Origin of the sequence: Burkholderia sp. AU31652 (assembly GCF_002223155.1) — a bacterium.
Lineage (GTDB): Bacteria > Pseudomonadota > Gammaproteobacteria > Burkholderiales > Burkholderiaceae > Burkholderia.
Genome location: NZ_NKFG01000005.1, coordinates 2,409,147 through 2,422,460, shown reverse-complemented (window position 1 = coordinate 2,422,460; position 13,314 = coordinate 2,409,147). Strand labels below are relative to the sequence as shown.

Sequence of the window (13,314 nt, the reverse complement as noted above, 5' to 3'; positions counted from 1 at the left end):
GGTTCAGTGCATGCCGTGAACGCGTCGGTGATGCCCGGCCGACCGGGCATCACGCCGGCGTGCTCGGGCAACGCGCACGGCGCTCAGTGGCCGGCGGCTTCCGCGCTTGCCTGATCGTTCGCGTGGTCGCTGGTCTGTTGCTGGGCAGCGGGCGCGTCGTGATCAGGATCGTCGCAGGCCACGGCGTTGCCGCTGACGGCGAATGCTGCGGCGAGAGCAAGTATCACTCGGGATGCGTTCATCAGATAATCTCCGGTTTCGATGGGGGGAACGCCTTCTCGGGTGACACAAGGCGTTCGGGATACGTAGTGTGTCCGCGCCGCATCGATGCGACCAACTTCCTGAAGAGAATCTCAATACGCGGGTGCTTTCGGTCCCGTGTTCCCGCTGGCGCGAGCGTCGCGGGCGGCTGACGGACAACGTGCTTGCGCGGCCCGTCGTGTTCTCCGTTCGATTCACTGGACCGGACGGACGGCGCGCAAACTCGAAAAAAAAGCCTCGGCCGTTTCCGGCGAGGCCTGGTGTGAGGGGCGGCGGTACCCATTGGCGCGCTGACGCGCCAGCGCCATCGATGACGCACCGTTTCGTGCCTGTGCCCGGCGATGGATCGCGATGGCAATGAGCGCGAACACAGGCACGCGAGCGCGTGCGTCGCCGCGCGGCGGCGTCAACGGCAGTGTTCGACGCGGGCGCGGGTCACGCGTCGCGTTGCGCGAGCCCGTTCACGAGCAGCTCGGACAGCAGGCCCGTCATCCCTTCCGGGTGCGTGGCCGCGCGGGCCTTGAGCTGTTCGACGAGGTCGGCGTTGAGCTTGCAGGCGAACGGTACGAGGCCCTGTTCCTGGTCGAGCTTGCGCTGCGCGCGGCGGTCGAGCTTGGTGGCTTCTTCGGCGCCCTTGCCGAAACGCGCGGAGCTGGATTGCTTCAGCGCGTGCGTCAGCTTGAGCGCCTTGTTCTTTTCGAGATCGGTTTTCTTCATGGCCATCGCGGCACCTCCGGGAAATGAAGCCGCGATTGTACGCATTTCGGCGGGCGACGCCCGCCGAGCCCATGGGAAACCCGTTCAGGCACCCTTCGTCGTGCCCCAGTTGCCGCCGTGCGCGGCCGCCTGCGCGGCCGGCGAGCGGGCGAGATAGGCGAGCGCCTGTTCGGTCGAGCCTTCGTGGTGCGGCGTATAGCCCGGCTTGAAATAGCGCAGCGCCGCGCCGATCACCTTCCAGAACGACGGCAGGTGCCCGCGCCGCGAGCCTTGCCACCACGCGAGCACGAAACCCGGGTAGCGGCCGGCGGCCGGGTCGCGCCGGTACATGAATTTCGCGCCCGTCGTGATGTAGTAGAGCAGCAGCAGGATCACGAACGCCATGTGCACGCAGCGCTCCGGATAGGTGCCGCCCAGGTGCCGGTAGATGTCGAACGCGACCGTGCGGTGCTCGACTTCCTCGGCGCCGTGCCAGCGCAGCAGGTCGACCATCGTCGGGTCGGCCTTGCCTTCGTCGAGCCCGTGCGCGTTGAGCACCCAGTTGCCGAGATAGCCGAAGAAATGCTCGAGCGACGCGATCACCGCGAGCTGCTGGCGCAGCCAGAAACGCGTGTGGCCGATCTTCAGCCCGAGCGGCTGTTCGCCGAGCACGCGCGTGAAGAGGCGATTGAGCTTCTGCGTGAACGGTTTCGTGTCGATCCCGTGCCGGTCGTAGTAGTGCTTGAGCACGCCGCCGTGCGAACGCGAATGCACGGCCTCTTGCCGCAGGAAGCCTTCGGCCTCGTCGCGCAGGCGCGCATCGGTGATCAGCGGCAACGCCTTGTTGTACACGCGGCAGAACCACAGTTCGCCTTCCGGGAACAGCAGGTTCAGCGTGTTGATGATGTGCGTGCTGCCCGGGTCGTTCGGCACCCAGGTAACCGGCGTGTCGCTGAAGTCGAACTTCACGTGCCGGGCCTTGATCTTGTGATAGTCGGCGGTATCGGTCATCTTGTGTCTCCCTGTGCGGCCTCGTGCGCCGTCAATGCGATGCCATGCTGACGCGGGCGATCATCCGGCCGAGCCACGGCATGAAGCGGCCGACGAAGCGCATCGCGTGCGCCTCGCCGCCGACCGCGACGACGGGGCGGTTGCGCAGCACGCCGTCGACCATCGCCTGCGCGACGGTTTCGGGTTTCAGGCCGCGCATCTGGTACAGCTTCGTCGCGCGCTTGCGCAGCCGCGCTTCGTCCTGTGCGTTGGCGCCCGCGTATTGCGTCGACGCCATGATTCCGGTCTCCGCGAAGCCGGGGCACACGGCCGTCACGCCGATGCCTTGTTCCGCGAGTTCTGCGCGCATGCATTCGCTGAGCATCAGCACGGCGGCCTTCGTCGTCGCATACGCGGGCAGGTCGCGCGACGGCCCGAACGCGGCGGCCGAGGCGGTGTTGACGATGTGCCCGCCGGTGCCGCGCGCGGCCATCTGCTGCGCGAACAGCCGCGAGCCGTGGATCACGCCCCACAGGTTCACGTGCAGGATGCGCTCCCAGTGCCGCGTGCTCGTGTCGAGGATGCCGCCGGCCATGCCGATGCCCGCGTTGTTGATCACGACGTCCGCGCCGCCGAGTTCGCTGCCGACCCATGTCGCCAGCGCTTCCATTTCATCGGCGGACCCGACGTCGACCCGCTTCGCGTGCGCTTGCGCACCGGTGAGCCCGATCAGCAGCGCGGTGCGTTCGGCGCTCGCGAGGTCGATGTCGCACGCGACGATCGTCGCGCCTTCGCGGGCGAACGCGAGTGCCGCGCAGCGGCCGATGCCGCTGCCCGCGCCGGTCACCACCGCGACCTTGCCGCTGAAGCGGCCGCTCGTGGCGCGGCGGCGCGCGTTCGCGAGCGCGGGCGGTTCGTTGCCCGATTCGACCGCGTCGATCAGTTGCCCGGCGAGCGCCGCGAAGCGCGTCGGATCGGCGAGCGGCAGCCAGTGGCCGGCCGCGACTTCACGGCGGTAGTACTGCGGCACCCAGCGCGACAGGTTCTCGGACAGCGCCGGGCTCACGTATTTGTCGCCGAGCGGCACGATCGTCTGCACCGGTGCATGCGCGTAACGCTCGCGCGGCGCGAACAGGCAGCGGATGAAGTTCGCGCGATAGAGGCGCACGCCGCGCGCGCCGTCGTCGGCTTGCGTCGGGCGCGGCGTGGCGGGCGTCTTTTCGAGCTGGCGAAGCAGGCGGGGCCATGCACGGCCGAGCCACAGCCGCCAGCCGAGCTCGGGGATGAACGGCAGGTGGAACAGGTACACGTACCACGACCGCACGAGCTGGCCGCCGAGCTTGCCGAGCGACGCGGGCGTCGGGCGCAGCACGCGTTCGCGCAGCCAGAAGCCGACGTGGTCGAGGCACGGCCCCGAGCACGACGTGTACGACGCGATGCGGCCGGCGAGGCGCGGATCGGTGACGAACTCCCAGCCCTGGATCGAGCCCCAGTCGTGCGCGACCAGGTGCACGGCGCGGCCGGGGCAGAGCGCGTCGATCACCGCGACGAAGTCGTCGGTCAGCTTCGCGAGGTGGTAGTCGGCCGTGCGCTTCGGCACGCCGGACAGGCCCGCGCCGCGCACGTCGTATGCGATCACGTAGTGCTTGCGCGCGAGCAGCGGCGCGACGTGCTGCCAGACGCTGCTGTCGTCGGGGTAGCCGTGCACGAGCACGACCGGCGAGCGGGCCGGGTCGCCCCAGGTCTTGACCGCGAGCGTCAGGTCGCCGGAGGCGACCGCCGTTTCGCTGTGAACCGATTCGAACAGGGCCAGCGGCGCTTCGTCGGAAAGAGGCTGCATCGTGAGTCCGTCGTTCAGGGAGTCGGGAGGATGGGCGCGTGCGGGTCAGGCGGCGGCCGGCACGGTCGCGACGGCCTGCATCCGCTCGGCCTGGCGGCGCTGCCAGCGGCGCACGTGCGGCAGGTCTTCATCGAGCCAGTACGCGTCGTCTTCGGTGATGACCAGCAGCTCTTCGAATTTCGCGCCGACGCCGGCGAAGCCGAGATGCGGCTCGACGGCCCACAGGCCCGGCACCGGCGCATGCTCGGAGCGACGGTCGATCGACCACAGCGGCGACCAGCCTTGCTGTTTCGCCGCGCGGCCCTGGTCGAGCAGCAGGTTGCGCGTCGCGTTCAGCCCGAAGCGCGCGACGAAGCGCGGTTTCGACAGCTTGTGGATCTTCGCGACGCGATGCGCGAGTACCTTGAACGGATAGGCCTTGTGGCGCGGCTCGACACCCTGGCGGCGGCACAGCGCGTCGACTTCCTGCGCGACCTCGGCCATCGGCCGGCGTGCCTTCACGAGCCGCACGATCATGTCGCGGTGGTCCATCAGGTCGTCCTGCAGCTGTTCGAGGATCGGGTTGTGGCCGAGGCAGTGCGCGTAGCCGACGTCGGCCACGATGCCATCGAGCACCGGCGCGACGTCGAGGATCACCGGCATGTCGGTTTCGAGCTGCCGGTTGCTCGGGAAGAACGCGAGATTGAAGCCGCCCATGTGCTTGAGGCCCGAGAAGCCCTCGAACGCGGTGCGGTCGCCGAACCACGCGAACGGCTTGTGCAGCCAGTCGTGCACGCCGTTGTCCTGCAGCCATTCGGTCAGCAGGCGCGCCGCTTCCTTTTCGGTGATGCCGGGGTAGAGCATCGCGCCGACGGTTTCGACGCAGCGGTACGCCAGCTGCTGGACCGCGCGGAATTGCGGCAACTCGTCGAGGTGGACTTCCGGCAGCGGGGGGTGGTCGGCCATGATGCGTCTCCGTTGGGGGCGCTGATCCGGAATGCGCCCGCCGGCGTCACCGTCACGGGTTATTCAGTCAGCATTTAATGTGTCATTGATCGATGTAATGATCATAGACGGTTCCGGGACGCGCGCCAGCCCCCAGGGGTGAGGATTTGTCCTAATGAAGGGCCGAAGTGGAGTGGAGACTCTAGATTTAACGGAAGTTGGGCCGGACGCTCCCTGCGCACCCCCGTTCGGGGCGGGTGCACTGGCCGGGATCGTCACGAGCCGTCTGCCGGTGCCGGCCCGGACGGCCGCGCGCGCGGCCGCCTCGCAACGGCGCGACATGTCGCGCCGGATCAACTCCCCGTCGTGTCGCGACGTGACGCTGTCAAATTGCCGAAATAATTTCGTCACATCATTCGCCCCCGGTTCGGAGCCGTCCCGGCTTCGCCGCGCCGATCAGCGGCCGGTGCGCGGTGAGCCGCGCGGGATAGCGGCTGAAACCGATTCGACATTTCCACGGAGAGAGACCATGCAGCGCCGCCAGTTCATGAATACCCTTGCCGCGGCGACAGCCGCGACATCGCTGATGCTCAAGGCCGGCACGGCCGGCGCGAAGAGCGCAGCCGTGCCGGATGCGCTGGACCCGGGCCGCTGGTCGCCGTTCAACGCCGCGCGGCTGCAGGCGGTGCTCGACCAGCATGGCGTCGCGAGCGCGCACTACGACGACAAGCGCCGCCCGTACGCGGTGTTCGACTGGGACAACACGTGCATCATGAACGACTGCGAAGAGGCGCTGCTGATGTACCAGATCAACCATCTGCAGTACAAGCTGACGCCGGCCGAATTCGTCGACGTGATGTGGAAGGACGTGCCGAAGGGCGCCTTCATGAAGGACTACGCGACGGTGGACGGCAAGCCGGTGACGATGGAAGACCTCGCGGCCGACATCGAATCCGACTATCGCTGGCTCTACGCGAACTACCAGGGATTCGGTGGCGACAAGAGCCTCGACGAGATTCGCGAGACCGATCAGTTCAAGGATTTCCGCGCGAAGCTGTACTTCATGTACGACGCGATCTGCGACACGCATCCGCTCGAGATCGGCTACAAGTGGATCATCTATTTCTACAAGAACATGACGACCGCCGAGCTGCAGGCGATGGCGGAAGCGTCGAACAACTACGGCATCGGCGACGCGTTGCGCAAGGTCCGCTACGAAAGCCCGAAGACGCTGCCGGGCAAGGCCGGCGTGGTGGCCGACACGCATTTCCACGGCATTCGCATTCATGAGGAAATCCGCGCGGTGATGCATACGCTGCGCGCCAACGGCATCGACGTGTACGTCAGTACGGCATCGCTCGACGATGTGGTGCGTGTGTTCGCCGGCAATCCGAACTATGGCTACGGCGTGCCGCCCGGGAACGTGATCGGCTTGCGTCTCGACATGCGGGACGGCAAGTACACGAGCACGTATCCGGCCGGCTGGCATTTCAACTGGGGGCCCGGCAAGACGGTGGGCATCCGCAACGTCCTCGCGTCGAAGAAGGGCTATGGCCCGCTGCTGGTGTTCGGCGACAGCGACGGCGACGCGTGGATGCTGCGCGACTTCAAGGACACCGCGGCCGGCGTGATCGTCAACCGGATGAAGAAGGGCGAGATCGGCGCGGACAGCAAACTCGCGGCCGAACAGATCGGCAAGTCGGACGCGCGCTTCCTGCTGCAGGGCCGCGACGAGCACACGGGCCTGATGATCCCGGACGAGAAGTCGATCAAGTACGGCAAGACCGAGCGCAAGCTGCTGGCTTGACGCGTGCCGGGCGCTGGACGCAGGGCTGTTGCGGCCCAGCGTCCAGCGGAATCGGCAGCCGCGCCGCGCGGGCCGGAAACGAGCGTCTCAGCGCTCTCGCGGCGAGCCCAACCGCTCCAGCAACGCCCCCAGCAGATCGACCGGCAGCGGAAACACGATCGTCGAGTTCTTGTCCGCCGCGATCGTCGTCAGCGTCTGCAGGTAGCGCAACTGCATCGCCTGCGGCTGCAGCGCGAGCCGTTGCGCGGCCTGCAGCAGCTTCTCCGACGCCTGCAGCTCGCCTTCCGCATGAATCACCTTCGCGCGCCGCTCGCGCTCGGCCTCGGCCTGCCGCGCGATCGCGCGGATCATCGTCTCGTTCAGGTCGACGTGCTTGATCTCGACCGTCGACACCTTGATCCCCCACGCATCGGTCTGCGCGTCGAGCGTCTTCTGGATGTCGGCGTTCAGCTGCTCGCGCTCGGCGAGCAGCGCGTCGAGTTCGTGCTTGCCGAGCACCGCGCGCAGCGTCGTCTGCGCGAGCTGGCTCGTCGCCTCGAAGAAGCGCGCCACCTGGATCACGGCCTTCTCCGGATCGACCACGCGGAAATACACGACCGCATTGACCTTCACCGACACGTTGTCGCGCGTGATCACGTCCTGCGCGGGCACGTCGAACACGACGGTGCGCAGGTCGATCCGCACGACCTGCTGGACGATCGGGATGATCAGCACGAGCCCCGGCCCCTTCACCTTCCAGAACCGGCCGAGCATGAACACCACGCCGCGCTCGTACTCGCGGAAGATGCGGATCGACGACGCGATGAGCACCACGACGAAGACGATCAGGATGCTGCTGAAGCCGAACGTGAAACCGATCATGAAGGTTCTCCCTGGTGTCGTTCTCGATGGGGTTCCTGCCCGGGCACGTCGTAGAGCGGGGCGACGGTGAGCAGCAGCCCGTGGCGGCCGGTGACGCGCACGCGGCAGCCCGCGGCAAGCGGCGCGCTGCTGGCCACGCGCCAGCGCTCGCCGCGCACGCGCGCCCAGCCGGCGGCGGACGGCGCGGTGCCGGCCGCGCCGTGCGGCTGGTCGGCCAGCAGGCCGTCGTCGAGCACTTCGCCGATGCTGCCGACCATCGCCTCGGCGCCCGTCACGACCGGGCGGCGGCGCGCGCGCAGCGCGACGCTCGATACGCCCGCGACGAGCAGCCCGCCGCCGAGCGCGAGGCTCGCGATCACGGGCCACGGAATCCCGTAGCCGGGCACGTCGGTGTCGATCAGCATCAGCGCGCCGATCGTGAACGACACGATCCCGCCGAACCCGAGCACGCCGAAGGTCGGCAGGAACGCCTCGGCGACCAGGCAGCCGAGACCGAGCAGCACGAGGCCGAGGCCCGCATAGCTGATCGGCAGCAGCTGCATCGCGAACAGCCCGACCAGCAGGCAGATCGTGCCGGCGACGCCCGGCAGCACGAAGCCGGGGTTCGCGAACTCGAAGAACAGGCCGTAGATGCCGATCGTCAGCAGGATCAGCGCGACGTTCGGGTCGGCGATGATCGCCAGGAAGCGGCTGCGCCAGTCGGGCTCGACCACGACGAGCGGCGCATGCGCGGTCGCGAGCCGCACCGTGCCGGCGGTGGTCGTCACGGTGTGGCCGTCGAGCTGGCGGGCGAGATCGGCCGGATCCTGCGCGATCAGGTCGACCACGTGCTGCGTGCGCGCCTCGCTCGCCGACAGGCTCACGGCCTCGCGCACCGCGCGCTCGGCCCATTCGGCATTGCGCCCGCGCAGTTGCGCGAGGCCGCGGATATACGCGGAGGCGTCCTGCATCGCCTTGCGGATCTCGGTCGACTGGGTATCGGTCGGCAGCGCAGCTTGCGAAGCGGCCGCCTCGGACGCGCCCGACGCGCCCGAGGCGCCCGAGGCGCCGGCCGGCATCCGCGGTGCCGCAGGATTCCCGCCCGGCGGCGCGGCGCCGCCGATGCCGAACTGCACGGGCGATGCCGCGCCGAGATTGGTGCCGGGCGCCATCGCCGCGAAGTGGCTGGCATAGACGATGTAGGTGCCCGCGCTCGCCGCCCGCGCGCCGCCCGGCGCGACGAACGCGGCGACCGGCACGGGCGAGCCGAGGATGGCCTTGATGATCTGCCGCATCGACGTGTCGAGGCCGCCGGGCGTGTCGAGCTGCAGGATCGCGAGCGGCGCGTGCTGGCGGGCCGCGCGATCGAGCGCGCGCACGATGAAATCGGCGCTGGCCGGGCCGATCGCGCCGTTGATCGGGATCACGACTACCGGGCGGGTGGCGGGGGCTTCGGTGGGCGGCGGCGCGGCGACCGCGGCGCATACGACGAGCAGCGCCGCGAACAGCGCGGCGCGCGCGACCCGCGCGGACAGCGGGTGACGAGGGTGGCCGCCGGGCGTGGCAGGCGCCGGCGACGGCCCGTGACGGTGAAAGTGCATCGCGGCGTCCGGGCGGCGCGCGGCCGCGTGCCGTCCGGCTGGCGGAAAGGGCCTGGGCCCGATGCTTAAAGATTAGGCGGTTTCGGCACAAAGCGCGAAGCGACAGCCGCGCCGGCCGGCTTCAGCTCGCGCTACCGCCTCGTGCGAGCACTTCGTCGCGGTAGTCGGCGGGGCTGCGCCCGCTCCATTTGCGGAACGCGCGGTAGAACGCGCTCGGTTCCGCGAAACCGGTGGCGGCCGCGACGTCGGCGATCGTGCGCGCGGGGTCGGCCAGCGCCTCGAACGCGAGATCGCGCCGCAGCGTGTCCTTGATCGACTGGTACGCGTGGCCTTCCTGGTGCAGCTTGCGGCGCAGCGTGGCCTCGGCCACGTGCAGCCGCGCGGCCATCCCGCCGGCGCCGGGCCACGCGGCCGGCGGCATCCCGCGCAGCACCGCGCGCACGCGCTGCGCGAGCGCGTTCGGGTTGCGGTACTTGACGATGAAGCTCGCCGGCGCGTTGCGCAGGAACGTCTTCAGTGTCTTCGTGTTCTGCACGACCGGCAGTGTCGCGAATTCGGGATCGAAATCGACATACGAATCGGGCTCGTTGAAGCGCATGTCGTCACAGAACATCGACGGGTATTCGTGGTCGGCGGGCGGCGTGTCGCAGCGGAAGCTCGCATGCAGCAGCGGGATGCGCCGCCCGATCAGCCAGCAGGTGAGCCCGTACACGATGATGAAATAGGTCGCGTACGTGAACATCGCGGGCGTCGCACCGTTGTTGCGGTGCACGAAGCGCAGCCGCACGCGTTGCGGATTCGCGTCGAGCTCCGCGTGCAGGTCGTCGAGCACGCAGTGCATGAAATTCACCGCGCGCGCCATCGCGTGCAGGCCGTCGCGCGCGGTCAACGCCGCCTGGCTCATCGCGATGAAGCTGCCGCTGCGCATCGGGTGGCGATCCTGCCCGAAAAACTCGTCGTCGAGCGTGCGCGCGATCGCGTTCCACAGCGCGCCGTATTGTTGCGCGGACACCCGTGCGCGCGGCTGCCCGAGCAGCGCGGGCGCGATGCCGGCCTGCTCGAGCAGCGGCTCGGCCGCGACGCCGCGCCGCGTGGCGAGCGCGACGCTGTAAGCGACGAGGCTGATCGCGACGGTTCCCTTGTCTTCCTGCTTCATCCATGCCGCCGGTGTGGCAAAAACGCTCAGTGTAAATGAGCGACGCGAGCATCGAACAGTCGCGCGTGCTTGCCTACACTTGTTGCATCGAAACGCATGGACGGTCGCGCCCGGCGGCCGCGGGAGACAGCAGCACCATGGACGAGCTTTACACCGAAGACCAGCGGATGATCCGCGACGCCGCGCGCGCGTTTGCCACCGAGATGCTGGCGCCGAACGCGGCGCAGTGGGACCACGATGCGCACCTGCCCGACGCGATCGTCGCGCAGCTCGGCGAACTCGGCCTGCTCGGGATGATCGTGCCGCAGGAGCTGGGCGGCTCGTATACGGACTACGTGGCCTACGCGCTGGCGATGGAAGAGGTCGCCGCCGGCGACGCCGCGAGCGCGACGTTGATGAGCGTGCACAACTCGGTCGGCTGCGGGCCGATCCTCGGCTTCGGCACGCCGGCGCAGAAGGATCGCTGGCTGGCCGACATGGCGTCCGGCCGCGTGATCGGCGCGTTCTGCCTGACCGAGCCGCACGCCGGCTCCGAGGCGAACAACCTGCGCACGCGAGCGGAGCTGCGCGACGGCAAATGGGTGCTGAACGGCGCGAAGCAGTTCGTGACCAACGGCCAGCGTGCCGGCGTGGCGATCGTTTTTGCCATGACCGACCCGGAAGCCGGCAAGCGCGGCATTTCCGCGTTCCTGGTGCCGACCGACACGCCGGGCTTCATCGTCGGCAAGCCCGAGAAGAAGATGGGTATCCGGGCGTCGGATACGTGCCCGATCACGTTCGAGAACTGCGCGATTCCGGAAGAGAACCTGCTCGGCAATCGCGGCGAAGGGCTGAAGATCGCGCTGTCGAACCTCGAGGGCGGGCGCATCGGCATCGCCGCGCAGGCGCTCGGCATCGCGCGCGCCGCATTCGACAAGGCGCGCCGCTATGCGGGCGAACGCGTGCAGTTCGGCAAGCCGATCGCCGAGCACCAGGCGATCCAGCAGAAGCTCGCCGACATGGCCGTGCAGATCAACGCCGCGCGCCTGCTCGTGCATCACGCGGCGAAGCTGCGCACCGCCGGGCTGCCGTGCCTGTCGGAAGCGTCTCAGGCGAAGCTGTTCGCATCGGAGATGGCCGAGCGCGTGTGTTCGGACGCGATCCAGATCCACGGCGGCTACGGCTACCTGGTCGATTACGAAGTCGAGCGTCATTATCGCGACGCGCGCATCACGCAGATTTACGAAGGCACCAGCGAAGTGCAGCGGATGGTGATCGCGCGGCAGCTTTGAGCCACGGCGGTTACCCCGGCGACGACATCACGCAGGGCACGAGGGCAGCGCGGCGAACGCGGCACGCAACGACGTGACCGTGCGCCGCAACAGAGGCAACCGGGCATGGGCTGCAGCGCATGCCCGGTTGACCGTGAGGCATGGAGACTGGAGGACACGATGACGGTACAGGCATTCCTGGACGCGCGCGACTTTCTGCTGCGCCATCGCACCGACTACGAGACCGCGTACCGCGAGTTCGAGTGGCCGGTGCTCGACGCATTCAACTGGGCGCTCGACTACTTCGACCCGATGGCGCGCGGCAACGACCAGCCCGCGCTGTGGATCGTCGATGCGGCGACCGGCACGGGCGATCCGTATTCGTTCGCGCAGATGTCCGAGCGCTCGTCGCGGATCGCGAACTGGCTGCGCTCGATCGGCGTCGTGCGCGGCGACCGGATCCTGCTGATGCTGCCGAACCGTGTCGAGCTGTGGGACGCGATGCTCGCCGCGATGAAGCTCGGCGCGATCGTGCTGCCGGCCACCACGCAACTGTCGCCCGACGACGTACGCGACCGCGTGCAGATCGGCGGCGCGAAATACGCGATCGTCGACGAGAACGAAACCGCCAAGTTCGAACAGCCGGATCTCGGCCTCGCGCAGAAGATCGTCGCCGGCGCGCCGCGCGCGGGCTGGCTCGCGATGAACGACGGCTATGCGGCGAGCGCGGAGTTCGAGCCGGACGCCATCACGCACGCGAACGATCCGATGCTGCTGTACTTCACGTCGGGCACGACGTCGAAGCCGAAGCTCGTCGAGCATACGCACCGCACCTACCCGGTCGGCCATCTGTCGACGATGTACTGGGTCGGCCTGCAGCCGGGCGACATCCACTGGAACATCAGCTCGCCGGGCTGGGCGAAGCACGCGTGGAGCTGCTTCTTCGCGCCCTGGAACGCGCAGGCATGCGTGTTCGCTTTCAACTACGCGCGCTTCGAGCCGAAGGTGGTGCTCGATGCGCTCGTCAAATACCAGGTGACGACGCTGTGCGCGCCGCCAACCGTGTGGCGCATGCTCGTGCAGCAGCCGCTCGCGTCGTTCGACGTGAAGCTGCGCGAGATCGTCGGCGCGGGCGAGCCGCTGAATCCCGAGATCATCGAGCGCGTGAAGAAGGCGTGGGGCATCGCGATCCGCGACGGCTACGGCCAGACCGAGACGACCTGCCTGATCGGCAACTCGCCGGGCCAGCCGGTCGTCGCGGGCTCGATGGGCCGGCCGCTGCCGGGCTACCGGATCGCGCTGCTCGACCCGGACGGCACGCCGGTGACCGAAGGCGAGGTCGCGCTGCCGCTCGGCGCGGACGTCGCGCGCCCGGTCGGGCTGATGAAAGGCTATGCGAACAACCCCGACGCGACGGCCTACGCGATGCGCGACGGCCACTACCGCACGTCGGACATCGCGATGCGCCGCGACGACGGTTACTACGTGTACATCGGCCGCGCGGACGACGTGTTCAAGTCGTCCGACTACCGGCTGAGCCCGTTCGAACTCGAAAGCGTGCTGATCGAGCATCCGGCGATCGCCGAGGCGGCCGTCGTGCCGAGCCCGGACCCCGTGCGGCTGTCGGTGCCGAAGACCTTCATCACGCTGCGGCAGGGCTACGAGGAGAGCCCCGAGCTCGCGCTGGACATCTTCCGCTTCTCGCGCGAGAAGCTCGCGCCGTACAAGCGCATTCGCCGCCTGCAGTTCGCGGAGCTGCCGAAGACGATCTCGGGGAAGATCCGCCGCGTCGAATTGCGTCGCCGCGAGATCGAGCGTGGCGACGATGCCAGTGAACGGATGCCCGGCGAATACTGGGAAGAGGATTTCGCCGCCGAACTGAAGTGACGTGACCGCGGGCCGCGCGCGCCGCATTCCGCGGCCGCTGCCCGCAGCCGAATTGAACCGGC

Annotated in this window: 11 protein-coding genes; 3 read left to right on the top strand and 8 right to left on the bottom strand. The window is 68.7% G+C overall.

Annotated features, from left to right (window positions below; genetic code table 11):
* Positions 1-83: 83 nt before the first annotated feature.
* The 5 genes from CFB40_RS38825 to CFB40_RS28400 all read right to left on the bottom strand — a co-directional run bounded on the left by CFB40_RS38825 (position 84) and on the right by CFB40_RS28400 (position 4,732).
* Positions 84-242, bottom strand: coding sequence for a hypothetical protein (locus CFB40_RS38825; protein ID WP_175240184.1), 159 nt, complete (start codon positions 240-242; stop codon positions 84-86).
* Positions 243-696: 454 nt separating this feature from the next.
* Positions 697-984, bottom strand: coding sequence for a hypothetical protein (locus CFB40_RS28415; RefSeq protein ID WP_089426937.1), 288 nt, complete (start codon positions 982-984; stop codon positions 697-699).
* A 78-nt stretch (positions 985-1,062) separates the two neighbouring features.
* Positions 1,063-1,968 carry a metal-dependent hydrolase gene (locus CFB40_RS28410; protein ID WP_089426938.1) on the bottom strand — a complete coding sequence of 302 codons (906 nt, stop codon included), beginning with the start codon at positions 1,966-1,968 and terminating at the stop codon, positions 1,063-1,065.
* Between the two features lie 31 nt (positions 1,969-1,999).
* Positions 2,000-3,787 (bottom strand): SDR family oxidoreductase, encoded by a 1,788-nt coding sequence (locus CFB40_RS28405; protein WP_089433059.1) that lies wholly within the window; start codon positions 3,785-3,787, stop codon positions 2,000-2,002.
* A 45-nt stretch (positions 3,788-3,832) separates the two neighbouring features.
* Positions 3,833-4,732: a M24 family metallopeptidase gene (locus tag CFB40_RS28400; RefSeq protein WP_089433058.1), complete on the bottom strand. Its 900-nt coding sequence runs from the start codon at positions 4,730-4,732 to the stop codon at positions 3,833-3,835.
* Between the two features lie 508 nt (positions 4,733-5,240).
* Between CFB40_RS28400 and CFB40_RS28395 the strand changes: the two genes are divergently transcribed.
* Positions 5,241-6,518 carry a haloacid dehalogenase-like hydrolase gene (locus tag CFB40_RS28395; RefSeq protein WP_089426941.1) on the top strand — a complete coding sequence of 426 codons (1,278 nt, stop codon included), beginning with the start codon at positions 5,241-5,243 and terminating at the stop codon, positions 6,516-6,518.
* A gap of 87 nt (positions 6,519-6,605) precedes the next feature.
* On the opposite strand, the gene CFB40_RS28390 is transcribed toward CFB40_RS28395, so the two are convergent.
* The 3 genes from CFB40_RS28390 to CFB40_RS28380 all read right to left on the bottom strand — a co-directional run bounded on the left by CFB40_RS28390 (position 6,606) and on the right by CFB40_RS28380 (position 10,115).
* A complete protein-coding gene (locus CFB40_RS28390; protein ID WP_089426942.1) occupies positions 6,606-7,379 on the bottom strand; it encodes a slipin family protein in 774 nt (257 codons plus the stop codon).
* Positions 7,376-8,959: an NfeD family protein gene (locus CFB40_RS28385; RefSeq protein WP_089433057.1), complete on the bottom strand. Its 1,584-nt coding sequence runs from the start codon at positions 8,957-8,959 to the stop codon at positions 7,376-7,378. Before CFB40_RS28385 ends, CFB40_RS28390 begins: the two co-directional genes overlap by 4 nt.
* A 121-nt stretch (positions 8,960-9,080) precedes the next feature.
* Positions 9,081-10,115 (bottom strand): AraC family transcriptional regulator, encoded by a 1,035-nt coding sequence (locus CFB40_RS28380; protein ID WP_089433056.1) that lies wholly within the window; start codon positions 10,113-10,115, stop codon positions 9,081-9,083.
* Positions 10,116-10,252: 137 nt separating this feature from the next.
* Between CFB40_RS28380 and CFB40_RS28375 the strand changes: the two genes are divergently transcribed.
* Positions 10,253-11,386 carry an acyl-CoA dehydrogenase family protein gene (locus tag CFB40_RS28375; protein WP_089433341.1) on the top strand — a complete coding sequence of 378 codons (1,134 nt, stop codon included), beginning with the start codon at positions 10,253-10,255 and terminating at the stop codon, positions 11,384-11,386.
* A gap of 159 nt (positions 11,387-11,545) precedes the next feature.
* Positions 11,546-13,252, top strand: a complete 1,707-nt coding sequence (locus CFB40_RS28370; protein WP_089433055.1) for an AMP-binding protein — start codon at positions 11,546-11,548, stop codon at positions 13,250-13,252.
* Positions 13,253-13,314 lie beyond the last annotated feature (62 nt).

What these genes read in the sequence shown, in the direction of transcription:
- CFB40_RS38825 (WP_175240184.1), bottom strand. Translation starts at nt 242, where the DNA reads ATGAACGCATCCCGAGTGATACTTGCTCTCGCCGCAGCATTCGCCGTC.
- CFB40_RS28415 (WP_089426937.1), bottom strand. Translation starts at nt 984, where the DNA reads ATGGCCATGAAGAAAACCGATCTCGAAAAGAACAAGGCGCTCAAGCTG.
- CFB40_RS28410 (WP_089426938.1), bottom strand. Translation starts at nt 1,968, where the DNA reads ATGACCGATACCGCCGACTATCACAAGATCAAGGCCCGGCACGTGAAG.
- CFB40_RS28405 (WP_089433059.1), bottom strand. Translation starts at nt 3,787, where the DNA reads ATGCAGCCTCTTTCCGACGAAGCGCCGCTGGCCCTGTTCGAATCGGTT.
- CFB40_RS28400 (WP_089433058.1), bottom strand. Translation starts at nt 4,732, where the DNA reads ATGGCCGACCACCCCCCGCTGCCGGAAGTCCACCTCGACGAGTTGCCG.
- CFB40_RS28395 (WP_089426941.1), top strand. Translation starts at nt 5,241, where the DNA reads ATGCAGCGCCGCCAGTTCATGAATACCCTTGCCGCGGCGACAGCCGCG.
- CFB40_RS28390 (WP_089426942.1), bottom strand. Translation starts at nt 7,379, where the DNA reads ATGATCGGTTTCACGTTCGGCTTCAGCAGCATCCTGATCGTCTTCGTC.
- CFB40_RS28385 (WP_089433057.1), bottom strand. Translation starts at nt 8,959, where the DNA reads ATGCACTTTCACCGTCACGGGCCGTCGCCGGCGCCTGCCACGCCCGGC.
- CFB40_RS28380 (WP_089433056.1), bottom strand. Translation starts at nt 10,115, where the DNA reads ATGAAGCAGGAAGACAAGGGAACCGTCGCGATCAGCCTCGTCGCTTAC.
- CFB40_RS28375 (WP_089433341.1), top strand. Translation starts at nt 10,253, where the DNA reads ATGGACGAGCTTTACACCGAAGACCAGCGGATGATCCGCGACGCCGCG.
- CFB40_RS28370 (WP_089433055.1), top strand. Translation starts at nt 11,546, where the DNA reads ATGACGGTACAGGCATTCCTGGACGCGCGCGACTTTCTGCTGCGCCAT.